Origin of the sequence: Nocardia ninae NBRC 108245, from assembly GCF_007990755.1 — a bacterium.
Taxonomy (GTDB): domain Bacteria; phylum Actinomycetota; class Actinomycetes; order Mycobacteriales; family Mycobacteriaceae; genus Nocardia; species Nocardia ninae.
Window position 1 is genome coordinate 46839 of sequence record NZ_BJXA01000047.1, and the last position, 22686, is coordinate 69524.

Annotated in this window: 21 protein-coding genes; 10 read left to right on the plus strand and 11 right to left on the minus strand. The window is 68.5% G+C overall.

Annotated elements, in window-relative coordinates; all coding sequences use genetic code 11:
* Nucleotides 1–48: 48 nt before the first annotated feature.
* Entirely contained in the window at nt 49–1002 is a 954-nt protein-coding gene (locus NN4_RS28230; protein ID WP_246181132.1) for a hypothetical protein, read from the plus strand.
* A gap of 86 nt (nt 1003–1088) precedes the next feature.
* A complete protein-coding gene (locus NN4_RS28235) occupies nt 1089–2630 on the plus strand; it encodes a Rieske 2Fe-2S domain-containing protein (RefSeq protein WP_147137773.1) in 1542 nt (513 codons plus the stop codon).
* A 61-nt stretch (nt 2631–2691) separates the two neighbouring features.
* On the opposite strand, the gene NN4_RS28240 is transcribed toward NN4_RS28235, so the two are convergent.
* From NN4_RS28240 to NN4_RS28255, 4 genes are all read right to left on the minus strand, one after another.
* The gene (locus tag NN4_RS28240) at nt 2692–3030 is read right to left on the minus strand and encodes a BP74-related protein (RefSeq protein WP_147137775.1); all 339 of its coding nucleotides are present in this window, start codon (nt 3028–3030) and stop codon (nt 2692–2694) included.
* Nucleotides 3031–3222: 192 nt separating this feature from the next.
* Entirely contained in the window at nt 3223–4212 is a 990-nt protein-coding gene (locus NN4_RS28245) for a peroxiredoxin family protein (protein WP_147137778.1), read from the minus strand.
* Nucleotides 4213–4334: 122 nt separating this feature from the next.
* The gene (locus tag NN4_RS28250; protein ID WP_222595190.1) at nt 4335–5291 is read right to left on the minus strand and encodes a DMT family transporter; all 957 of its coding nucleotides are present in this window, start codon (nt 5289–5291) and stop codon (nt 4335–4337) included.
* 71 nt (nt 5292–5362) lie between these two features.
* Nucleotides 5363–6616, minus strand: a complete 1254-nt coding sequence (locus NN4_RS28255) for an oxygenase MpaB family protein (RefSeq protein ID WP_147137781.1) — start codon at nt 6614–6616, stop codon at nt 5363–5365.
* A gap of 100 nt (nt 6617–6716) precedes the next feature.
* Between NN4_RS28255 and NN4_RS28260 the strand changes: the two genes are divergently transcribed.
* Nucleotides 6717–7361 (plus strand): TetR/AcrR family transcriptional regulator, encoded by a 645-nt coding sequence (locus tag NN4_RS28260; protein ID WP_135234238.1) that lies wholly within the window; start codon nt 6717–6719, stop codon nt 7359–7361.
* 38 nt (nt 7362–7399) lie between these two features.
* On the opposite strand, the gene NN4_RS28265 is transcribed toward NN4_RS28260, so the two are convergent.
* The 3 genes from NN4_RS28265 to serS form a co-directional block, all read right to left on the minus strand.
* Complete coding sequence (locus NN4_RS28265) at nt 7400–8776, minus strand: MFS transporter (protein WP_246181133.1); 1377 nt, start codon at nt 8774–8776, stop codon at nt 7400–7402.
* A gap of 142 nt (nt 8777–8918) precedes the next feature.
* Entirely contained in the window at nt 8919–10784 is a 1866-nt protein-coding gene (locus NN4_RS28270) for a putative bifunctional diguanylate cyclase/phosphodiesterase (RefSeq protein WP_246181134.1), read from the minus strand.
* A gap of 222 nt (nt 10785–11006) precedes the next feature.
* Nucleotides 11007–12269 (minus strand): serine--tRNA ligase, encoded by a 1263-nt coding sequence (gene serS, locus NN4_RS28275; RefSeq protein ID WP_107653578.1) that lies wholly within the window; start codon nt 12267–12269, stop codon nt 11007–11009.
* Nucleotides 12270–12439: 170 nt separating this feature from the next.
* On the opposite strand from serS, the gene NN4_RS28280 reads away from it, so the two are divergent.
* The 6 genes from NN4_RS28280 to NN4_RS28305 all read left to right on the plus strand — a co-directional run bounded on the left by NN4_RS28280 (nt 12440) and on the right by NN4_RS28305 (nt 18224).
* A complete protein-coding gene (locus NN4_RS28280) occupies nt 12440–14140 on the plus strand; it encodes an aldehyde dehydrogenase family protein (protein ID WP_147137789.1) in 1701 nt (566 codons plus the stop codon).
* 126 nt (nt 14141–14266) lie between these two features.
* Entirely contained in the window at nt 14267–15343 is a 1077-nt protein-coding gene (locus tag NN4_RS28285) for a septum formation family protein (RefSeq protein WP_147137792.1), read from the plus strand.
* A gap of 9 nt (nt 15344–15352) precedes the next feature.
* Nucleotides 15353–15703 carry a metallopeptidase family protein gene (locus NN4_RS28290; RefSeq protein WP_147137795.1) on the plus strand — a complete coding sequence of 117 codons (351 nt, stop codon included), beginning with the start codon at nt 15353–15355 and terminating at the stop codon, nt 15701–15703.
* A gap of 158 nt (nt 15704–15861) precedes the next feature.
* The gene (locus NN4_RS28295; RefSeq protein WP_135234233.1) at nt 15862–16182 is read left to right on the plus strand and encodes a PE domain-containing protein; all 321 of its coding nucleotides are present in this window, start codon (nt 15862–15864) and stop codon (nt 16180–16182) included.
* A 42-nt stretch (nt 16183–16224) separates the two neighbouring features.
* The gene (locus NN4_RS28300; RefSeq protein ID WP_135234232.1) at nt 16225–17397 is read left to right on the plus strand and encodes a PPE domain-containing protein; all 1173 of its coding nucleotides are present in this window, start codon (nt 16225–16227) and stop codon (nt 17395–17397) included.
* The gene (locus NN4_RS28305; protein WP_147137798.1) at nt 17394–18224 is read left to right on the plus strand and encodes an ESX secretion-associated protein EspG; all 831 of its coding nucleotides are present in this window, start codon (nt 17394–17396) and stop codon (nt 18222–18224) included. Before NN4_RS28300 ends, NN4_RS28305 begins: the two co-directional genes overlap by 4 nt.
* Before the next feature lie 8 nt (nt 18225–18232).
* On the opposite strand, the gene NN4_RS28310 is transcribed toward NN4_RS28305, so the two are convergent.
* From NN4_RS28310 to NN4_RS28320, 3 genes are read right to left on the minus strand one after another with little or no spacing between them, the layout of a single operon-like run.
* On the minus strand, nt 18233–18916 hold the full coding sequence (locus tag NN4_RS28310; protein ID WP_246181135.1) for a histidine phosphatase family protein: 684 nt from the start codon (nt 18914–18916) through the stop codon (nt 18233–18235).
* Nucleotides 18913–19827: a prephenate dehydratase gene (gene pheA, locus NN4_RS28315; protein WP_147137801.1), complete on the minus strand. Its 915-nt coding sequence runs from the start codon at nt 19825–19827 to the stop codon at nt 18913–18915. Before pheA ends, NN4_RS28310 begins: the two co-directional genes overlap by 4 nt.
* 49 nt (nt 19828–19876) lie before the next feature.
* A complete protein-coding gene (locus NN4_RS28320) occupies nt 19877–20317 on the minus strand; it encodes a hypothetical protein (RefSeq protein WP_147137804.1) in 441 nt (146 codons plus the stop codon).
* Nucleotides 20318–20487: 170 nt separating this feature from the next.
* Between NN4_RS28320 and NN4_RS28325 the strand changes: the two genes are divergently transcribed.
* Entirely contained in the window at nt 20488–21255 is a 768-nt protein-coding gene (locus tag NN4_RS28325) for a DUF2470 domain-containing protein (protein ID WP_135234228.1), read from the plus strand.
* A gap of 290 nt (nt 21256–21545) precedes the next feature.
* On the opposite strand, the gene NN4_RS28330 is transcribed toward NN4_RS28325, so the two are convergent.
* Complete coding sequence (locus NN4_RS28330) at nt 21546–22346, minus strand: CPBP family intramembrane glutamic endopeptidase (protein WP_147137807.1); 801 nt, start codon at nt 22344–22346, stop codon at nt 21546–21548.
* Nucleotides 22347–22686: the final 340 nt, after the last annotated feature.

Genomic DNA, 22686 nt, shown 5'->3' on the forward strand with positions numbered 1-22686 from the left:
GGACGGCTCGCTCGACCGACGCACGCTGTAGAGAAGAGGATCGTCGAAGTGGAAACCGCCCGTCCGAATTCATCTGGACGCGACCGGAAAACGACGCGCCGAACCGGACAGCAGCTCGGCAGGATCGCCCTGGATCCCTCTCGACTGCTCGGCGCGCGGCACTGGTCGGCGTCCCGTGCTCGGCGAGTAGTCGTCGGCGGCGTGGCGATCGCTGGGGCCCTCGTGCTCGCGGGCTGCGACTCGGTCTCGGGCATCCCAGGCGACGAGCCTGCGCCCGCCGCGGTCACCACCCCGCCCGCCGCGGTGCCGACCATCCACGCCACCTCGGCGGCGCCCGCACCGTCGGCCGCTGCCCCCTCGACCGGCGTCGTCGCTGAACTGCCTGCCGCCGTGCAGCGTTGGGCGAACGACCTGAAAACCAGCACGATCGCCCAACTCCAGGCGAAATGCTGGACCATCGCCCCGAAGAACGTGTCCGACATGTACAGCGACGAGCAGCCCATCCTGGCCGCGCTCGCCCAGCCGGGCACCGCCACCGAGGACGCGGTCACCTGGAAGACCCGCACCACCACGGTCGCCGTCGAACGTGCCGCGCTCGACACCGGTTACGCCTGCCCCCGGGTCGCCTCGGCGGGCGCGGACATCGAGTACAACGACGCCGATGCCAGGCATACCGTGCGCCGCTACCTGGCCAGAGTCGTCGGCACTCCGCTCGACACGGCGGACAAGGACGGCACCTACCCGTTGGTCTGCAAGGCTGCCCCGGCGACCTGGGACCCCACCGGCACCGGCAAGGCCATCGCCGCGCCACTGGCCAACAACCCGGGCAAGTTGACCGGCGTCACCAAATTCGCCGATCAGGAGATCAGCTCGGAGACGCTGCGCGGGGACTACCTCGCGGTAGAGGTCCCGGTCACCAACTCCGTCGGCGTGACCAAGAGCCGCACCTTCACCCTGGTCGCCGGCGAACAGGGCTACTGCATCGGCGACGTTTCCCCCTAGCCCGGGGTGCTCGTACCGCACCGCGAGCGTCGGCATTCCCTACAGCCACTACCCTGGATGGCTGGTAACGGTAGGAGGAGCAGCTCGTGCAGATCACCAGCGTCGGACACGCCGGATTCCACATCCGCACCGCGGCGGGGTCGATTCTTTGCGACCCGTGGGTCAACCCCGCGTACTTCGCTTCGTGGTTCCCGTTCCCCGACAACACCCAGCTGGACTGGGACGAGCTGGGCAACTGCGATTTTCTCTACGTATCGCATCTGCACCGCGACCACTTCGACGCGAAGAACCTGACCGAGCACGTCAACAAGGACGCGACGGTGCTGCTGCCGGACTATCCGGTGCCGGATCTGCGGCGCGAGCTCGAGCAGCTCGGCTTCCACAAGTTCTTCGAGACCGAGGACTCGGTCAAGCACACCATCACCGGCCGGGACGGCGCCGCGCTGGACATCATGATCATCGCGTTGCGCGCGCCCGCCGACGGGCCGATCGGCGACTCCGGACTGGTCGTCTCCGACGGCGAGACCACCTGTTTCAACATGAACGACGCCCGCCCGGTCGACATGGACGTGCTGCACGACTCGTTCGGCCACATCGACATCCACCTGCTGCAGTATTCGGGCGCCATCTGGTATCCGATGGTCTACGACATCCCGAGCCGGACCAAGTCGAACTTCGGTAAGCAGAAGCGTCAGCGCGGCATGGACCGGTGCCGCAGCTACATCGAGCAGGTCGGGGCCACCTGGGTGGTGCCATCGGCCGGGCCGCCGGTGTTCCTGGACGACGAGCTGCGCTACCTCAACGACGATCGCGGCGACGAGGGCAACATCTTCCCGGACCAGATGGTGTTCCTGGAGCAGATGAAGATCCACGGCAACGAGGGCGGGATCCTGATGATCCCCGGCTCGGTCGCCGACGTGCGCGGCGCCGAACTGGAGTTGACGCACCCGTTCGAGCCCGGGCTGATCTACGACAACAAGGCCGAGTACATCGAGCTGATGGCGCAGCGGCTCGCGCCGGTGCTCGCGGCCGAAAAGGCCGCGTGGGCAACGGGTGACGGGCCGCTGCTGGAACCGTTGCAGGCGCTGTTCGAGCCGATCATGGCGCAGAGCGACCTGATCTGCGACGGCATCGGCTACCCGGTCGGCCTGGTGCTGGGCGACGAGACCGTGGTGCTGGACTTCCCCAAGCGCGTGGTACGCGGCCCGATCGAGGGCGAAGGCAAATACCGCTACGGGTTCCGCATCGCGCCCGACCTGGTGCGCACCGTGCTGCGGGACAACGAACCCGACTGGGTGAACACGATTTTCCTGTCCACCCGCTTCCAGGCGTGGCGGATCGGCGGTTACAACGAATTCCTCTACACCTTCTTCAAATGCCTCACCGACGAGCGAATCGCTTACGCGGACGGTTGGTTCGCCGAGGCGCACGACGATTCCGCCTCGACCGAATTGGACGGGTGGGAAGTGCAGCGGCGCTGCCCGCATCTGAAGGCGGATCTGTCGAAATTCGGTGTGGTGGAGGGCAATACCCTTACTTGTAATCTGCACGGCTGGCAGTGGGATCTGGAATCGGGGCGTTGCAAGACGTCCAAGGGTCACGAACTGCGGTCACGCAAGCTGAGCTGACGCAGCGGGCCGGGCAGGCACCTTTCGGTACCTGCCCGATGTTCGCTCCCCTTGTCGGTGGTCAGGCGGTCAACTCCCTGGTGAGCCGGGATGACCATGGGCACCAGAAGCATCCGGGCAGGAACGGCCCGCACGCCTCGTCGAGGTGGTCCTCCAAATAGGTGATGCTGGCGTCACAGACCTCGATGGCCATGGTGAAGAAGGTGACGGTGTCCGGGTCCAAATGGAAGCTCCAGCCCGGGTTGTACTCGGCCTGCTGCTTACGAATTCGTCCCATCACGTGGATCGACATCTGTTCCTCGCCGGATAGGATCCGTCGCGCTTCCGCGATGCGCGCCTCGTTGGTCAATCTGACAACGAATTCTTTGCCGGAGTAATCCGTGAATGCGAAGTCCGCCATGATATTTCACCTCGAAGGATCGGTCGATGGAGCCTTGCCATTCGATGGTAGCCAGCGCTGTTGTACTATTTCCGGCGAAATCGATTGTGCGGCAACATAATTAAAGGACCGTTCCGTATGCGCTCGGCGAAACGGACGAATTTGCTGTAACGGTCGGCGCGGTGCGTACCAGAATCCTGATTCGGCGTGTTCTCAGCGCCGGACAACCGTTTTCGCCTGCATTATCAGCTCACGCGCGGCGATCGCACCCCTGGCAACGGGGGCGGCGACCCGACCTTCGGCGTCGATGAGTACCGCCGACGGAGTGCCGCGCACGCGGTAGCGCAGCGCCGCCTCGTTTCCCTGCTGTACCAGCACCGGGATGTCTTCCAGTCCCTGTTCACGCCCCCATTCGGCATGTTCGGCGGCGTCACCGTTGCCGACGACGACGATGGTCAGCGCCGACGCGGTGCGCTGCTGCCAGCGCGGCAGTTCCCGCGCCAACGCCGCGCACAGTTCGCACCCTGGATGAACGAAGACCAACAGCACCTGCCGCCCCCGCTCCAGCAGCGACGCCAAATTCGTTCGGCCACCGGCGACATCGAGCAACTCGAACTCCGGCGCGACCGCGCCGACCGGCAAACCCTCCGCGCCGAGTGTCGACAAAGCTTGCTCATCGACCCGCTTGCGCAGCGCATGCACCTCACCCCACACCCACGTCAGCATCGCCACCAACACTGCGGCCACGGCGACCCAGATCGCATCGTCGGTAGGCAGCACGCCCGGCACCTGCGGGTATGCCACCGCACCCCACGCGACCAGCGCCGCGAGTACCAGCAAGACACCGTTACGCACCAGTGTTCGCGTCCCGATGGGCGCCGCACTCATCGCGCCGAAGCACGAGCAGGCCGGACGCTCCCCCCGCCGCAACAGCCGCACCACCGCGGCCGTGAACACGAGCAACAACAGCAGCGCCAGCAACGCCCCAGGCAGGACCGTCCACGGCACCAGCACGGCGACGACAACCACCGCCTCCAGCGCCGGTAGCCCCCACGCCACCACGGCCACCCATCGAATCGGAACACCGAACTCCCCCACCGCTTTCCGCGTACCGACCGGCTCAGCCACCTTCCCGAAGGCCGACAATCCGAACAGCACACCGACCACCAGCCGCGAAATCCACACCCCGTATTCGATCAGCATGAGCGCACCATCCCACACCCGCAAACCCTCGAAAGACGAATCAGCGGAACTACTTCCAGCGCTCGATCGCCGGTGCGTGGCACACCATGGAACTGCGACGCAAGCCAGGGCGGTGGCCCGACTCAGGGGTGGGAACGGGTGGCTATGCCCACGGCCACCAAGGTCAACACGCTGCCGACGACTGCGGTGGCGGACAGGCCCGCGCTGGTAGGGGTGGCTAGGTCGAGGGCGATCGACATCAGCAGTTGGCCTGCGATGGAGGTCAAACCGAGCAGGAGGACGCCGATCCAGCGGACGGTGAGCGCGGCCAGTGCGATGAAGGCGATACCGATCAGTCCGCCGAGGTAGAGCCAGGGCTGCGTGGGGAATTCGGCGGGCAGGCCGGAACCGATGAGGACGGCGGCCTCGAGCACCACCAGCGCGATCAGGCCGACGCAGAAGTTGACCAGGGTGGCTGGCAGCGGCCCACCGGCCTGGCCCACCCGGCCGTTCACCGCTTGCTGCCAAGCCAAGCCGATGCCGGCCAGCGCGGGCAGGATGATCAGCAGCGCGGTCGGTGCGCCGCGTAGCGAGTCGGGGACCGAGAGGGCGCCGGTCGGTGCGCCCGAGCGGCCCGACCCGGCGAGCACCACTGCGATCACTCCCAGTGCGGCACCGCCGAAACGCAACGCGGTGACCGGAGTTCGCCCGTTCGGAGCCATACCGAGGCGATCGACCACGAGACTGCTCAGCAGCTGACCTGCGACGACGGCGACGGTGAAAGCCGTGACCCCGATCGCCGCGACCGTAAGGCCCTGGCAGGCGACGAAGAACGCGCCACACAGACCACCGAGCAGCTGCCACGGACGCAACGTGCCCGCCGCCAGCGCCCGCCGAACCTGCACCACCCCGCCGCGGAGTCGAGCGCTCAACGCGAACACGATCACCAGGATCAGCAGACCGGTCCCGAAACTGACGGTGGCCGCGGCAATCCCGTCGTGCAATCGCGCCCCGAGCGCCCCGTTGATCCGGCCCTGCACGGCCACACCCGCACCGATGCCGAACCCGAACACCAGTCCCAACCTCGCCCGCGCGGTCACCACCGGCACGCTACCGCCGCATCGCCCCACCCCGCCGCGCGCACGCCGCACGAAGGCTGCGGGAGGCGGGATCAGCCTGCGCGGAGGGTGGCGCGGTTCGCGTAGGTGTCGTGCCGGGCGTAGGTGCGGTCGCCGCCGTTGCGGGCGATGGAGCCGCGGACCAGGCGGGTGCGGATGCGGGCGCCGAGGTTTTCGTGGAAGCGGGTGGCGCCGGGGAGGATTCGGCGGGGCACCTCCAGCGCGCCGTTGACTACGGCGGTGGCCAAGACGGCGGTCTTGAAGAATCTGCTGTCGGGCAGGTCGAGGAAGTCGGCGTTGCTGGGGCCGAGAATGATTCGGCTGTAGGCGACCATATAGCTGGTGACTACCCGGCGCACCGCGCGCTGTGCCGCGGTGGTGTCGCCGACGAACAGGCCACCCGCCGCGGGGATCAGAGCTTGGGCCAGGCGCTGGGAATCGGCGTCGGGGATGAATTCGGTGTCGGCGAGGATCCAGAAGGCGCGCCAGGTGTCGGTCTCACAGGTCGGCAGGATCTCGGCGTCCACGCCGAGCAGGAATCCGACGTAGCGCCACAGCTGGAATACCGCGTCCTTCTCCTTGGCCGAGAATTGCAGCCCGAGCGCTTGGGCGCCAACCAGATTCGCCATGGAGAACAGGCCGAGGGTGCCGACGGTGAGCACTTGGTTGACCGGGTGGTCCCAGGCCGCGTAATCCCAGTCGGGGCGGCGGTTCATGCCCGCCCGCACCAAAGCGTGCATCAACCGCACGCGCAGCACGCTCTTGTAGCCGACCGCGTTGCGTTCCAGCCCACCGGGCGTCGTCACGTCCAGCCACCACTGGGTGGTTTCGGCCAGCCTGCGCGGCGCCATCGCGTCCAGGTCGCCGGTACCGACGAGGGTCTTGTCCGCGCGCGACGCCAGGTATCCGCCCATCAGAGCGAACATGCCCATGGCGATGCCACCCCAGACGCCGGTGCGACCGACCACGCGGGCCCCGCGATCGATCTTGTCGCGGTCCAGCCAGTACGGCGCCGCTTCCACCTGTTCGAAGAGCGCCACCAGCTCCGGCGGGGCGTCCGGCACAGCGTCGATGCCGTGTTCGACGGCGAGCTCGAACATCCGGCGGCCCTCGCCGACGGGCAGCCGCTTGAACATGGCGACCACGGCGTCCGCCAGCGGATCACCGACCTGGGTGAAGCGGCGGAACGAGTCGCGCTGGGCGGCGGTGCAGCTCAGGTCGCCCGGTGCCATGACGGGCACTGCGTACTTGAACGGGAACTCCGTGAACAGCTGCGGAGTGGGCAGTTTCTGGTTGTCATGCGCCATTGCACTTCACCCGTCGGATCGAGGTTCGTGGTCGAGCATTCTGACAAGACCGTCCCACAGAATCGGATATCTGGCAAGGAGGTGTGCCAGAATGACTCGGATGGCTACCACCTCGCGGTCCTACGGCGGCGTCCCGATCGAGCAGCGCAAGGCGCGCCGACGCGGCGCACTGCTCGATGCCGCGCAGGAAATCATCGGGACCTCGGGTTTCGCGAAACTGACCGTCTCCGGTCTGTGCACGCAGGCGCGGCTCTCCGAGCGGTACTACTACGAGAGCTTCACCGACCTCGACGCGGTGTTCAGCGAAGTGTTCGACCGGATCGTCGACGAGATCGGCCAGGCGGTGGTCACCGCATTCGTCACCACGCCCACCGACATCCGCGCCAAGACCAGGGCGGCCATCGCCGCGGCCATCGACCTGATCGCCGACGACCCGCGCAAGGCGCGCATCGCCACCGTCGAGGCGCAGCTGAACCCCGCACTGCTGATGCGCAGGGCCGAGGTGATGCGCTCCTTCGCAGGCATCATGCTGGCCGTGTGCGCGGGCGAGGTCGGCGCCGACGTCGTCGAAAATGCCGGGGACCACGCCGAATTCGCCGCCACCCACCTCCTCGGCGGCCTCTGGGAAACCACCAACAGCTGGCTGGCGGGCACCCTTCCGGTCACCCGCACCGCGCTGATCGACCGCTCCACCGACCAATTCCTGCTCACCGCAAGCCATCTCATCGGCGTCACGCTCGACTAACCACCGGCCGGCACACGCATGACGCGCCCGGCGATGGCTCACCCAGCTGACGACGGGTCGACCGGTTTCGGCGGCAGCCATGAGGTGGTCACCAGAGCGATCGGGAGCAGCGTGGCGCCGAGGGTCGCGAGGATGGTCGGCATGGACCACCACGTGGTGGCGATGGCGGCGAAGGCGAACACGACCAGGGCGACGACCTCACCGAGCAGCCCGGATACCGAAGTCACCGTGGCTCGAGCGGGGCCCTCGATCGCGTCCTGGAGGCGCGCACCCGCGACGACACCGGCGTTGTAGACGATGCCGTAGGAGACGCCGATCGCGGTGAACCCCAGGCCGGTAAGGACATACACGGCGCTCGGCCGACCCTCGGCGAGCCCGGCGATGAGCGAGCCGCCGAGGAACAGCACACCGCCGAAACCGACCGCGATCGCCATGGTGCGGCCCGACATGCCCTCGGTGCGCCCGGCGAGAACCGAGCCGATGAGCGAGCCGAGCACCGTCACGCCGACGAGCAGCGGCACCACCGCCGTCGCCACCCCGGCCGACTCGGCGAGCAGCGCGAAGTACTCGTCGAAGGCGGTGATCCCGAACAGCAGCGCCCCGAGCAGCACACCGTTGCGCACCGCCCGCACCCGAATCGCCTCGGCGACACCGGTCTTCAGCATGCCGATATAGCGAGCGAATGCACCTGCCACCGCTGGGTCCGCGCTGTGCGGTCGATCGAGGCCCCGCGCTACCCAGTTGCTGTCACTCGGGCCGTCGCCGACTGTGTCCGCACTCGATGCCATGACCGCGGCAGGACTCGTTGCGTGGGCTCCTGAGTCATCGATCGAATGCCCCTCGCCGACTTCGTCTTCCAGCTCTTCGACCGCGGCAGCGGAAACCACCTTCGGCGCACTGGGCAACGTCATCGCGATCACCGTGTGCAACGCGGCGAATCCGACGCTGGACCAACCGATCAGCGCGTAGCCACCCCACAGATACAGCGGGGTGGCGGCCACGATGCCGATGACAATGGCGGTCTCCGCGGCCGCGCGGGTGTAACCGAGGATGCGCGCGTAGGAGGACTGTTCGCCACGGGCGGCGAGGTCGTCGTACAGCAGGGCCTCGAAGGTGCCGGACACCAAAGCGCCTGCGGTACCCCACAGTACGAATCCCAGCGCGAAGCCGAGGAAGGTGGGCACCAGGGTCCACAGGGCGAACCCCGCGGTCAGCAGGACACCGCTGAGGATGAGCAGGGCACGCCGCGACACCGTGTCCGCCCAGGCACCGGACGGCACCTCGAGCAGGAACGCGGTGGTCGACCAGATCGCGAACAGCGAGGAGATCTGCCCGGTGCTCAGCCCATGATCGGCGAACAGCAGGGAGTACAGCGCATAGAGCGGGATCAGGTCGCCGATGCCCTTGAACAGCACGGCGCGAATAGTCAGCGCGCGCAGCGACGGCGAATCGGTGCTACCCGTCAGCCGGGCAAGCAGCTCACTGACAGGTCAATAGGCATAAACGAGCAAACGCATACGGTCAGCATGCGCAGCCGCGCCGGGTCGCGTCAAGCGGTTATCGCAGGGGCAGCCAACCGTTGGCGGCGTGCATCGAATCGCCGTCGTCGAGCCGCCGGTCCGCCGCACCGGGGCCGACCCGTCCGTGGTTCTCGTTGAGGTCGCTGATCAGCTCGGCCACCGGATGCGAGTCGCTGTAGTGGTAGCCCTGGGCGAGCGCGAAGCCGAGTTCGGTGAGTACGGCGGCCTGATATTCGGTCTCCACCCCCTCGGCGATCACCTGGAGGTCGAGCGCGCTGCTCAACGCGGCGATCACGCCGAGCAGCGGCGGCGCCGGGGAGTCGGAGCGGATCGCGGCGACGAAGGACTGGTCGACCTTGAGGATGTCACTGGGCAGCGTGGCCAGCCTGCTGAGCGAGGAGTATCCGGTGCCGAAGTCATCGATGGCGATGCGCACGCCACGCTCGCGCAGCGTGTGCAGATTCGCGATGGCGGTGTGGGATTCGGCGGCCAGCTCGCTCTCGGTCACCTCGAGCACCAGTTGCTCGGCGGGCCAGCCGGTGCCGGCGAGGATGCCCGCCACCCGGTCGGCGTAGCCGGCTTCGGCCAGTTCCAGGCCGCTGACGTTCACGTTCAGCGTCAGGTCGAGCTGGGCGAAGGTGTCCTGCAACCGCGCGGCGTCGGCGCAGGCCCGGCGCAACACCAGCTCGTCCAGATCGGCGATGAGGTCGTATTCCTCGGCGACCCGGATCAGGCCCTCGGTGGTGACGTCCGGCTGTGCGCTCGACGACCAGCGCAGCAGCGCCTCGACGCCGACCGCCTTGCCGCCGCCTTCGGTGAGGCTGACGATCGGCTGGTAGTGCACGTCGAGCAGGCCGCGGTCGATGGCCTCGCGCAACTCCACCGCAAGCGGCAGCTGGCGCGACGACTCGAGCACCGTCCGGTTGCGGCCCGCCTGCTTGGCCCGGTACAGGCCGACGTCCGCGCGACTCACCAGCAGCGAGCCGGATTCGCCCGGCTGCCACGAGGTCACGCCGGCCGAGCAGCCGGTGGTGACCGCCGCGCGTAGCTGCTCGGTGAGTAGGATGGCGGCCTGTTCGGTGGTGTTCGGCAACAGCATCGCGAACGCGTCGCCGCCGTAGCGGGCCAGACGCTGGTCCGGCGCAAGCAGTTTCGACCAGGTGTCGGCCACCCGCTGCAGCACGGCGTCGCCCGCGCGGTGGCCGAGGTGGTCGTTGATCTTCTGGAAGCGGTCGAGGTCGACCAGCACCAGCGCCAGGCCCTGGCCGGTGCGGGTGGCCTGGTCGATCGCGGAGTTCAGCGCGCGGTCGAAGCCGCGCCGGTTCAACAGCCCCGTCAGCACGTCGATATCGGCTTCCGAGGCCATCCTGGTGAGGATGCCGACCACCACGCCGACGCCGACGGTGACACCGGCCGGGATCAGCCCGGACCACCACGGCAGCCCCGGGTCCACCGGCCGTGCGGGCAGCACCCACAGGCACAACGCCAGCGCGAAGGCGATATGCGCGGCGGCTTGCGACCACGCGAAGAACAGAGCCGCGTCGCAGGCGATGAAGACGTAGAACGCAGCGAGGCTGATCGCACCGACCGTGTTGGGGAACGCGTACACCGCGATGGTCACCAGCACCGTCGCGATCGCGACGTAACCGTGGTGCACCGAGTGCGGCAACCGCGGTCCCCACGCCAGCAGGGTGAGCCCGAGCGTCAGCGCGATCGCCGCTGCCGTGCCGACCAGTGCCCGATTACCCTCGTCGCCCGGGGCGACGGCAGTGATAAGCAGACCCAGCACACCACCCATGACGTAGAACGCCCCGGTGGTCCGAGCCATGACCATAGCTGTCGCCAGCGCCGATGCCGCCCGCACCCGGGTTCGGGTATCGCCGCGCGCCCCGATTCCTCGCACGGTGAATAGCCTAGACACAACGAATCCCAGCGGTTGCCACATCCCGTGAATCCGGAGTGGCGAACGGTTGGCTATTCATCTTCGCGAAACATTCGGGTAGCCAACGCGACTAGGCCACGGGTGCCCACACTCGATATTCACAGGCGCTATCCAGTGTTCCGAGGGGCGGACCGGAGGCGGTTGGGACGAGCGAATGTCCGCCCACCGCCGCAGGCCCGTCCGCTACTTCGGCGGGGTCAGCACCTCGGTGCCGACGAACGGCACCAGCGCCGCGGGCACCCGCACCGAACCGTCGGCCTGCTGGTGGTTCTCCAGGATCGCCACGATCCAGCGGGTGGTCGCGAGCGTGCCGTTCAAAGTGGCTGCGATTTGCGGCTTTCCGTTCTCGTCGCGGTAACGCACCGAGAGGCGACGGGCCTGGAAGGTGGTGCAGTTCGAGGTCGAGGTGAGTTCCCGGTAGGTCTGCTGGGTCGGCACCCAAGCCTCGCAGTCGAACTTGCGCGCGGCCGAGCTGCCGAGATCGCCTGCGGCGACGTCGATGACCCGGTACGGGACCTCGACGGCCGCGAGCATGTCCTGCTCCCAGCCGAGCAGGCGCTGGTGTTCGGCGTCGGCTTCTTCGGGCGTGGTGAAGACGAACATCTCCACCTTGTCGAACTGGTGCACCCGGATGATGCCGCGGGTGTCCTTGCCGTAGCTGCCCGCCTCCCGCCGGAAGCACGACGACCAGCCCGCGTACCGCTTCGGGCCGTCGCTCAGGTCGAGGATCTCGTCCGAGTGGTAACCGGCCAGCGGCACCTCCGAGGTACCGACCAGGTACAGGTCCTCCTCGGCAAGGCGATAGACCTCCGACGCGTGCTGGCCGAGGAAGCCGGTGCCCGCCATGATCTCCGGGCGCACCAGCACCGGCGGGATCATCATGGTGAAACCGTTGGCCACCGCCTTCTGCGCCGCGAGCTGCAGCAGACCGAGCTGCAGCAGCGCGCCGTAACCGGTCATGAAGTAGAAGCGGGCGCCCGAGACCTTCGCGCCGCGTTCCATGTCGATCAGGCCGAGCGACTCGCTGAGATCCAGATGGTCTTTCGGTTCGAAGTCGAACTCCGGTGGCGTCCCGATGGTTTCGAGCACGACGAAATCGGCCTCGCCGCCGGCGGGAGCGCCCTCCTGCACCACGTTGGAGATGGCGCGGTGCGCGGCGTCCATATCGGCATCGGCCGCGTGCTGCGCGGCCTCGGCCTCCTTGACCTTGACCGACATCTCCTGCGCCTGCGCGAGCAGCGCGGGCCGCTCCTCTTTGCTCGCCTTGCCGACCAGCTTGCCCATCGCCTTGTGCTCGGCGCGCAGGTTGTCGGCGGTGGCCACGGCCGCACGGCGGGCGGCGTCGGCCTCGAGCAGGGCATCGACGAGGGCGGGGTCTTCGCCACGGGCGCGCTGCGAGGCGCGGACCGCGTCGGGGTTGTCCCGCAGGAATCGGAGGTCGATCATGGGGCCTCAGCCTAGTGGTCGGTGTTTCATTTGCGGCACTCCCGGGTCCCTCCGTGGTTACGCTGCGCTACCTCCTCCGGGCCTGCCGCTCGCGCCGCGGGATATTGCTGTTTCACCCCGATATCCCAGGATGCGGACCGCTCGGCCGAGGACGCGCGCATAGTTGGCTTGTGGGTACAACTTTCGACGAATCAGCCATCGATGACGTACTGACCGAGCTGACTGCGGGCGAGAAAGCCTGGGCGCAGACCCCGCTCCGCCGCCGCCGTGAGCTCCTCGACGACATCCACGCCCGAACCGGGCGCTTCGCCGGCGACTGGGTGCGGGCGGCGCGGACCATCAAGGGTTTGGACGCCGACTCGCCGCTGGTCGGCGAGGAGTGGATGTCCGGACCGCTGACCCTGCTGCAGGCCACGGCCGCGCTCTCCGCGACGCTGGCCGCGCTGGACGAGGGGCGCAGCCCGCTCGACGGAGTCACCGTGCGGACCGCGCTCGGCAATCGGGTGGCGGTGCCGATCCTGCCGCTGAGCAACTATGACCGGTTGCTGCTCAACGGTTTTCACGGCGAGGTCTGGCTGCGGCCGGGCGTCGACGCCGATACCGCGCGGCGCCGGGCCGGGCTGGCGCAGCTCGACCCGACCGCGACCGGCGGCATCGGGGTCGTGCTCGGCGCGGGCAACATCACCTCCATTCCGCCGCTGGACGCGTTGTACGAACTGTTCGCGCACAACCGGGTGGTCGTGCTGAAGCTGAACCCGATCACCGATCCGCTGTACACGGTGTTCGAGATGGTGTTCGCGCCGCTGTGCGAGCTCGGCGTGCTGCGGATCGTGACCGGCGACGCCGACACCGGTCGCTACCTCGTGCACCACCCCGAGGTCGCGCATGTGCACATGACCGGCAGCGCGCAGACCCACGACACGATCGTGTGGGGGCCGGGCCCGGAGGGACTGGAACGCAAGAAGGACAAGCGGCCGCTGCTGGACAAGCCGATCACCAGCGAGCTCGGCGGGGTGTCGCCGACCATCGTGGTGCCCGGCGACTGGTCCGACGCCGATCTGCGCTTCCAGGCCGAGCACGTGGCGACCCAGCGGCTGCACAACGGCGGCTACAACTGCGTCGCCGCGCAGGCGGTGGTGCTCAGCAAGGACTGGGCGCTCAAGGACAAGTTCCTGGCCGAGCTGCGCACCGCGCTCGCGCAGGCCCCGCAGCGGGCCGCGTACTACCCGGGCAGCGACTCGCGGGTCGCGGACGCGCTGGCGTCCTATCCGGGCGCCGGCCAGGTCGGCTCCGGCCGGGTGCTGATCGAGCAGCTGCCGCTCACCGATACGCCGCTGCTGCGCACCGAGTACTTCTCGCCCGTCCTCGGCGTGGTCGAACTGCCCTACCCGGGCGGCGAATTCCTGCAGCGAGCGGTCGATTTCGTGAACAACGAACTCACCGGAACGCTCGGCGCCAACGTGCTGGCCCATCCGTCCACCATCCGCAGGCTCGGCATCGGCTTCGAGCGCGCCATCGAACGGCTGCGCTACGGCGCGATCGCGGTGAACGCGTGGACCGGACTCGCCTTCCTCGCCCCGCACGCCGCGTGGGGCGCGTACCCCGGCCACACCCTCGACGACGTGCAGAGCGGAATCGGCGTGGTGCACAACGCCTTCCTGCTCGACGACGTGGAGCGCACGGTGGTGCGCGGACCGTTCCGGCCGGCGCCACGCTCGCTGCTGCACGGTGAGCTCGCGTTGTCGCCGAAACCGCCGTGGTTCGTCGGCAACACGGCCGCGGCGGCGACCGCGCGCAAGCTCACCGAGTTCTACGCGAGCGGCAACCCGGCGCGGATTCCCGGCATCTTCGTCTCCGCGTTCCGTGGTTAGCCGGCAAAAGCGCTGATCAGAACGGGTCGTGGCACCGCGGCGCGGAGACTGCCATGATGGATCGCGATGTCCCCCTCCGATCACGCCCCCGAGCCAGAGCCATCGAGCCGGCCGAGCACACGCGCCATGCCGTCACGCAGCGGCGGCGGCGCGGCGCGGCGTTCGTTCGACGCGGTACGGGGCGTGTTCACCGGTGAGACGCCGCTGCCTGCTCCGACGCTGCGCTGGGGGCTGCTGCTGGTGGCCACCGGTGCCGTGATCGCCGCCCTGGTGACGCTGTTCGTGACGGGGTTCGACAACAACAAGATCGAGGCGCACAGCCCGGCCTCGGCCGGTGAACCGGTGGTCGACAAGGAGTTCGGTACCGCGGTCAAGGGCGATTGCCTGAGCTGGTCCAAGCCCGACCACTCCGACCTGGTCAAGGTGCGCTGCGAGAGCAAGCACATGTTCGAGGTCGCGGCGGATATCGACATGAGCAAGTACCCGGGCAAGGAGTTCGGGCCCGGCTCACGATTCCCCGACTCGCTGCGGCTGACCGAGCTCAAGGAAGAGCACTGCGTGCCCGCGGTGCAGCAGTACATGGGCGGCAAGTTCGATCCGCGCGGGCGCTACATCGTCGGATTGATGTATCCGAGCCCCGACGGTTGGCAGCACGGCGATCGCACGCTGCGTTGCGGTTTGCAGTACGCGGCGAGCGCGGGCACGCCGCCGTCGACCGGCAGCGCCGCCGAACACGATCAGTCGAAGGTGTACGGCCCGGGCGTGTGCCTCGGCATCAACCAGAACCTGCCGACCGACCCGGTGGACTGCTCGCAGGTGCACGCCGTCGAGATCGTCTCCACCATCGACCTCGGCCAGCGGTTCCAGGGCGGGCCGCCCGCCAAGGAGGAGCAGGACCGGTTCGTCGAGGAGGAGTGCGCGCGCACCTCGGCGGAGTATCTCGGCGGGCCCGATGTCGTGCGCAACAAGACGCTGACGCTGTTCTTCGACTTCCTGGATGCGCGCAGCTGGCTGGCTGGTAGCCGCAAGCTGGACTGCATGGTCGGCAAGGGGGCCGATCGGGAGGGCTTCGCGCCGATCACCGGTTCCGCGCGCGGCGACATCCTGATCAACGGGCAGGCGCCGCAGCCGCCGCCGAACACCGGCCGCTCCACCCCGACGCCGCTGCCCGGCGCCGCGCCGCTGCCGCCGCAGCCGAGGTAATCCGCGACGATGTCGGTCTCCATGTCCGAGGACCGGTTCGAGGAGTTGGTCGGCGACGCGCTCGATCGGATCCCGACGGAGCTCGCCCAAGCCATCGATAATGTCGTCGTCCTGATCGAAGCACGCAATTCGGATGATCCACATTTGCTCGGGCTCTATCACGGAATCGCACTCACCGAACGGGACAGTCACTATGGCGGCGCGCTGCCGGACACCGTGACGATCTATCGCGAATCCATCCTCGCCATCTGCTCGGACGAGAGCGAAGTGGTGGAAGAGGTGGCAATCACCGTGATCCATGAGATCGCACACTATTTCGGCATTGACGAAGACCGCCTGCATCAGCTGGGATGGGGCTAGTCTTTATCCAGCTGTATGAGTGCGGTTGCAGTTGGGGCGAGACAGGAAGAAGCTTCAGGGGATTCGATGGAACCGATCGCTTCGCTGTCGCGTCCTATCACTCGAAGGGGGAATTCTCGTGGTTCCGCCCCATAGCCGCCACTAGAAGGAGTCGAGTCATGGTTGGCCACGTACACGTACAACCCGAGGTCGTCCTTGCTGCCGCCGCTGAGCTGGATCTGCTGGCCGAGCGGCTCGCCGCCGCCGCCGCGCTGACCGCACCCGCGACGCATGTCGTCCCCTCCGGGATCGACGAGGTGTCGCTGCACGCCGCGAACCACCTCAACAAGGGTGCCGCGACGCACGACCAAGCCGTAGCCCAGGGGATTCTCGAACTGCACCACGCCGCCGCGACGTTGCGCAGCCAGCTCGTCACCCACGTCGGTGAGGATGTCGTACGGGCGGGCGCACTCAACATCGTCAGCGGAACAATCGCTTAACGCCTGCGGGCATCGCATAACGCACAAGCAAGGGGAGAAAGCATGACCGCAGGAATCACCGGGGTGTTCTGGCTGCCCCGTCAGGCAGAAGGCAACTCGATCGCGCTGAACGCAGGCGCACACGCCATCCCGATCTCGGCAGCGGCCACCGCGTGGGGCGGGCTGACCGCGGCCTGGGTCGACGCCACCGCGACCGTCGCCCGGGTGATGGCGGAGCTGGGCGTCGGTATGCAGGGCATCAACGGCATCTCGGCGCTGTCCAAGCTCACCGGCTTCATCGGCTGGTCCGAGCAGCAGGGTGTCATGGCGGCCACCATGAGCTCGAAGGCGGCGAGTAACGCGATCGCCTACACCGTGGCCTCGCTGGCCATGCCGAGCATCCCGGAGATCGCGGCGGTGAACGCGGCGCGCATCGCCGCGCACTCGACCGGCGGCGTGCTCAACGGCACCTCGGAGCTGGCCGAGGCCGCCAAGGCCGCGCTCGACCTGCGGGCCGCGCTGACCATGGAGACCTACGAGGCGGCGACCACCGCGATGGTGGTCACCCCCGGCGAGTTCGTGAACCCGCCGACGATCGCGAAGGGCGCGGGCACCGCGGACGCGGGCCAGACCGATCAGGCGTTCCAGGCCACCAACGCCGACCCGGTGCAGAGCGCGATCGCCGCGGCAGGCGCGTTCGTGAACAACCCCGCTGTGGTGGGCGCCGCGACACAGGCGGCAAACATCGCGGGCTCGGTGGCGACCACCGGTGTGTCCACCGTGGGCACCATCGGCTCGCAGGCGGTCGCGGCCGTCACCACCGCCGCGACACCCGGAATCACCAGTGCCGCACCGGCCGCCATGGTCGGCGGCGCCGGACTGGCCTCCGCCGCCTCGGCCGCGGGCACGCGGTCCGCGTCGTTCTCCTCCGGCCCCTCGGTCGCCCTCGGCAACGGCTCGCTCAAGCTGCCCGAAGGCTGGGGCGCAGGTGCGCCGACCGGTGCACCCGCCGCGGCACCCGTCGTCGAGAACGTCTCGGCTACTCAGCCCGCCGCAGCACCGGCGCGTAGCAACAACACCGCGGGGAGTCCGTTGCTGGGCAACCAGGTGCGCGACGAGGACGACGAGTCCGAGCACAAGGGGCAGGACTACCTGCGCTCGACCGAGCACTTCAACGACGGCCGCTACGCCGCCGACGGGGTGATCGGCGCCGACGCCGGTATGGCCGCTAAGTGACGGTGCTCGGTGCGGGCCGCGGCCCGTCGATGCTCGCATCGGTGGTGCTGTCGCTCGATGAAATGCAGTTTCTCCTGGAGAAGCTGGAGATCGACGAGGTGCCCGTCGTGCTGGACGCACGCGGGCAGTACGACAACGTCACCGATCACGATGCCGCGATGGCCGTGGCAGCCCAGTCGCTCACCGATCGGGAACTGCTGATCGGTGACGCGGTGCACCAGGAACTCGAGGACCGGCTGCGTGCGCTGTACCGGCCGCACTGGGTGGTCGCGCTCCGGCTGTTCGTGGAGGGTCAAGCGAGTCGCATGTGTCTCGCGAAGGGCGACGATGTGGTCACCGTCGCCCTGCGCGGGCCGCAGTCCTACGTGATCGACGAGGCCGAGGACGACCTGCCCGGCCCGGTGATCGCCGCCTTGGGCCAGGCCGACCCGCTCGACCTGACGGGCATGCGGGCGCCGACCGAACAGCTGGTCCCGATCTTCGACGACACCGGCGACGCGGCAGCGACCGCCAATCGGCTGGCCAAGGTCGGCACCCCGCCTGCGGACGCGCAAGCCCTCGCCTCGGCCATGGTGCAGATCCACTCACACGCCGAGATCGTCGGGGTGGTGTACGGCGACGGCACCCGCGACCTCACCGACAACCACATCGCGGTGTTCAACACCCGTGCCGGCCGCTTCATCGCGACCGCGAGCAAATCCGATGACGGCGTGAAGTGGACGTCGCTCAGCACCGGAACGCCATCCCGTTTGCGAACAGCCTTGCAGGACTTGATCAGTGGACTGCCGGAGCGCGCGGAGTTCCCGCGCAAACCGGGACAGGTGTAGGCCGAGGCCTAGCCCATCGGGTCGTCCGAAGTTGGTGCGACGTCGTAGCCGAAGGGTGGGGTGAAGCGGCCCCAGCGGATGCAGTCCCAGCTGCCGTCGGGCAGCGGGACCAGCTCGATGGTCTCGGTGTTGTCGAGGTGGTTGTTCGTGGTGAACGGCGGCAGCACATCGGCGAGGTAACGGGACACCAGGCGCATCGCGGCACCGTGGTTGACCAACAGCACGTCGCCTTCGCTCGACCCCGGCGTCAGATACGTCTCGCGAAGTTCCTCGATGACCGGCAGGAAACGGGCGAGCACGTCGCGGCCGGACTCACCGCCGGGGATCCGTTCATCCAGATCGCCGTTGTGCCAGGCCCGGTAGATGCGCTGGAAGAACAGGTGCGCCTCCTCGCTGTGCTTGCCCTCCAGGTCGCCGGCCTGCACCTCCTGCAGGTTGTCCAGCACCGTGGTGGGCACGCCGGTCGCGGCTTCGATGTAGCCCGCGGTCTGCCGGGCGCGCAACGCCGTCGAGCAGAACAGCACGCGCGGCGGGTTCAGCAGGGTTTCGCCGAACAACTTCGCCTGTGCCGCACCGCGTTCGGTGAGCGGCAAACCAGGCACCTTGGTGTCGAGCAGCTTCGCGACATTGCCTTCGGTCTCGCCGTGCCGGACCAGAACCAACTTGGCCGGGCCGATCTTCGCCTCGGTCACAGATCCGCCACCCCCTTTCGTAGCTGGGTCAGCCATCCCGCGGCCGCCTCGTCCGAGGGCGGAGGCGTGCCGGTCGCCGACGTGGCGGGCCAGGAACCGAGGAACCGGATCCGGGCGGTGCGGTGCAAAGCCTTGAGCGCCTCGGCCACCGCGGTGTCGTCGATGTGCCCGACGCAGTCGAGATAAAAGCGATAGGTGCCCATGCCGGTGCGGGTGGGCCGGGACTCGATCCTGGTCAAATCGATACCGCGGGTGGCGAACTCGGCGAACGCGCGCATCAGCGAGCCCGGCTCGTTCGGCAACTCCAGCACGATCGACGTCCGATCCGCACCGGTCGCGGGCGGCGCCACACACGGCCGAGTGACCAGCACGAAGCGGGTGATCGCCTGCTCGTGGTCGGCCACGCCCGCAGCCAGCACCGCCAGCCCGAGCCGGGTTCCGGCCAGCGCGGTGGACACCGCGGCATCGGCCTTACCTGCCGCCACGTCCTCGGCCGCCGCGGCATTCGAGGCCGAGACGTAGGGCTGGGCTTGCGGCACATTCCGCGACACCCACTCGCGGACCTGGGCGGCAGCCACCGGATAGGCGGCCAGCGTGCGCACCTCGGACAGCTCGGTGCCGGGGTGGCCCAGGATCGTGAAGGTCACCTCCAGCTCGGTCTCCGCCACGATCTGCAGCCGCGGGCCGATGGCCAGGGAATCGAGCGTCGCGGCGATCGAGCCCTCGACCGAACTCTCGATCGGCACCACCGCCCCGTCGACCTCCCCGGCGCGGACCAGCTCGAGCGCGGCGCCCTGGCTGGGCGCGGCAACCCGCTCGACGGCCCCTTCGAAGGCCCCCGAGGATTCGAGTTCGGCGAGGGCCATCTCGGTGAAGGTTCCGGAGGGCCCGAAGTACGCGATACGCGGCACGGTTACGACCTTACTTGCGTCCGCGACCGACGCTCCCGGTATTTACCGGCTAACCCTTTTCACCATGCCTTTCACCGTTGCGCGCGAGCGGGGCGAGGGCGTGGGTTACTTCGTCGGAGTGCTCGGTCTCGATGGCGAGCAGGACGGTTCGGAGAGCTTCTACCGCAGGCGGTTTCAGGGCGTTCAGGAAGACAGTGTCCGGGGTGCCAAGCGCGGTGCGGATGTCCTCGCCGCAGAGGGCGGCGGCGGTGGCGGCGACGATCGCGAGGGCGCGGGCACCCGAGGACGTTCGAGCGATGAAGCCGGTGTCGGTGTGCACGATGGCGGCCAGGAAGTCGGCGACGTCCGCGTCGGGTGCGTCGGCGTCGAGGATCGGCGCCGCGTCGCCGGCGGTCGGGGCGCGCACCAGATCGTCGACGATGCTGCGCCGGGCCGGTGCCGACAACGCGATCAGTACCGGTTCGCCAGGTGTTTCCGCTCCGTGCGCCACCGATCCACCGTAACAACCAGGTGCGGTGCGGAGTTCGGCTGTGCAACGGGCGGCGAATTCTCAGGATCAGCGTGGGGCGAACGCTTGCGGATGTTCCGCTCGTCACTTAGCTTAGGGTAACCTAATTGAGCGCCGAGCAAGGCGAACAACGCCCGACCACGGAGGTTTGCATGCCGCGTCCGACACCGACCGTCACACCGTCCACCGCCGAGCGGGTCCGCAGTGCGTGTGCGCATGCGGAACAGGCGGTGCTGGCCATGCCCGGCATCGATCCGACGCCCGTCTCGGTGCATCACGTGCGCGAGTGCGGCGACGCGGTGATCGCGGTACCGACCACGTCGGTGGCGGCACTCGTGGCAGGCAACTCACCGGACGCTGGCGCGCCCGCGGTCTTGGAGCTCACCGATCACGCCCCGCTCCCCTTGCGCGAACCCGTTCGCGCGCTGGTCTGGCTGCGTGGCTGGGTGCGCGCGGTGCCCGCGCAGGCGCAGCGGGCGCTGGCCGGCGAGGTCGCCAAGGAGAACCCGGACCCGGGCCTGCTCGACGTCGGACACACCGCGACCCTGCTGCGGCTGGTGATCAACTCCGCTGTGGTCGCCGACTCGACCGGCGCCGAATCGGTGAGCATCGACGAACTACGGGCGGCACAGCCGGATCCGTTCTGCGCCTTGGAATCCGCCTGGCTGCTGCACATGGACGCCGACCACGCGGACGTCGTCGCACAGCTGGCCAGGCACCTGCCGCCCCGGCTCCAGCACGGCATCGTGCACCCGCTCGCCATCGACCGCTATGGTCTCACCCTGCGCGTCGAGGGCCGCGACGGGGACCACGACTTCCGGCTGCCGTTCAACTCCCCCGCCGACGACATCGAATCGCTCAGCCGCGCGGTCCGCACCTTGGCGGGTTGCCCGTTCCTCAACGGACTGCGTCGCATTTGAGCCGCCGGGCGTTGTAGTCGGCAGCCTGCATAAGGGGCGTGGACCAGCCGGGATGAACCGGCCGCTCGAACTCCCGCGCTCGAACTCGGTCTATTTGCGAATAGTCATTCCTTGGGTTAGGTCCTGTTCTGGGTGCGCAATACGCGCGACCGCCACGGGGCTCGCTACGGCAGCCAGGACACGTGGCCACGCGCACTGAGTAGCCGAGGAAGTCGACCGCGTCGGTGGTACATGCGCCAGGAATCGTCCGCATGCTGTCCGCGGAACGTCGGCGACCGCCAGAGTGCTTGTTACGGCAGCCAGGACACATGGCCGCGCAGGACCGTGTAGCCGAGGTAGGCGACCGCGTCGATGGTGGCGTGCGCGAGGATCAGCGGCCACAGCTTGTTCGTGCGCTGCCAATAGCGGCCGAAGATCAAGCCCATCACCAGGTTTCCGAGGCCGCCGCCGAGCCCCTGGTACAGGTGGTAGCTGCCGCGCAGCAGAGCCGACGCGAGCAGTGACGAGTTCTCCGACCAGCCGAGCTTGCGCAGGCGGGTGATCAGGTAGGCGACCACGATGATCTCCTCCGCCAGCGAGTTCGCGCAGGCGGACAGGATCAGCGCGGGCAGCCGCCACCAGTGGTCGCCGAGCGACGCGGGCACAATCGTGACGCTCACCCCCATGGCGTGCGCGATCAGGTACAGGCCGAGGCCGGGCAGTCCGATGATGGCCGCGAGCACCAGTCCTGGCACGACATCCGCCCGCCACCGCAGCCGGGCCGCCAACCCGATCAGGCGCGGCCCGATCCCGCTGCGCCACAACAGGTACAGGCCGAGCGCCGCCCACCCGACCAGGCGCGCCACGCTCAGCAGCTGGAACAGCAGATCGATGGTCGACTGGGCGGACCGCGACGGATTCAGCGCGACGGTGCGCCCACCCACCCCGCCCGGCGAGAGCGCGCTCTCCACCAGCGACAGCCCCGCATTGAGCCCGCTCAACCCGAAGGTGACCACCAGCACGACCGCGATCTCGAGCTTGATCCCGAGCCGCTCCCGCTCCCGCTCCGTCACCTCGGCCTCGCCCCGCTCGCCCCCGGACTCACCACGCATGGACTCGAATCTATTGCCCCACCGCCACCGGCGCGGCGCACGCCCCGCGCGTCACGCCTTCCGTCACAACCAGATGCGGCCACGTCGACTCGGCCGGGCCGGTGGCGCACCGCCGGAGACCTGCCCGGGCAGCTGCCGTGACCGAACTGTTCTCCGTCCGGCGATAACACTGCCGGGGCGCCGGCGAATTCATAGAGAGTGCGCGGGCGGACGGGCACTGCGACCGGGGCGATATCCGCGTGCCGACGGGGCAGGAGAACGCTCGGACCGGATCGAGATCATCCGTCGCACCACCGACCCGAACGACGAGCGATAAGTAGAGTCTCAGTGATGAATGGCG

Coding starts and splice junctions, on each gene's coding strand:
- NN4_RS28240 (WP_147137775.1), bottom strand. CDS start 3,030: ATGGCGGACTTCGCATTCACGGATTACTCCGGCAAAGAATTCGTTGTC.
- NN4_RS28245 (WP_147137778.1), bottom strand. CDS start 4,212: ATGCTGATCGAATACGGGGTGTGGATTTCGCGGCTGGTGGTCGGTGTG.
- NN4_RS28255 (WP_147137781.1), bottom strand. CDS start 6,616: ATGGCGCATGACAACCAGAAACTGCCCACTCCGCAGCTGTTCACGGAG.
- NN4_RS28260 (WP_135234238.1), top strand. CDS start 6,717: ATGGCTACCACCTCGCGGTCCTACGGCGGCGTCCCGATCGAGCAGCGC.
- serS (WP_107653578.1), bottom strand. CDS start 12,269: ATGATCGACCTCCGATTCCTGCGGGACAACCCCGACGCGGTCCGCGCC.
- NN4_RS28285 (WP_147137792.1), top strand. CDS start 14,267: ATGCCGTCACGCAGCGGCGGCGGCGCGGCGCGGCGTTCGTTCGACGCG.
- NN4_RS28290 (WP_147137795.1), top strand. CDS start 15,353: ATGTCGGTCTCCATGTCCGAGGACCGGTTCGAGGAGTTGGTCGGCGAC.
- NN4_RS28295 (WP_135234233.1), top strand. CDS start 15,862: ATGGTTGGCCACGTACACGTACAACCCGAGGTCGTCCTTGCTGCCGCC.
- NN4_RS28300 (WP_135234232.1), top strand. CDS start 16,225: ATGACCGCAGGAATCACCGGGGTGTTCTGGCTGCCCCGTCAGGCAGAA.
- NN4_RS28325 (WP_135234228.1), top strand. CDS start 20,488: ATGCCGCGTCCGACACCGACCGTCACACCGTCCACCGCCGAGCGGGTC.
- NN4_RS28330 (WP_147137807.1), bottom strand. CDS start 22,346: ATGCGTGGTGAGTCCGGGGGCGAGCGGGGCGAGGCCGAGGTGACGGAG.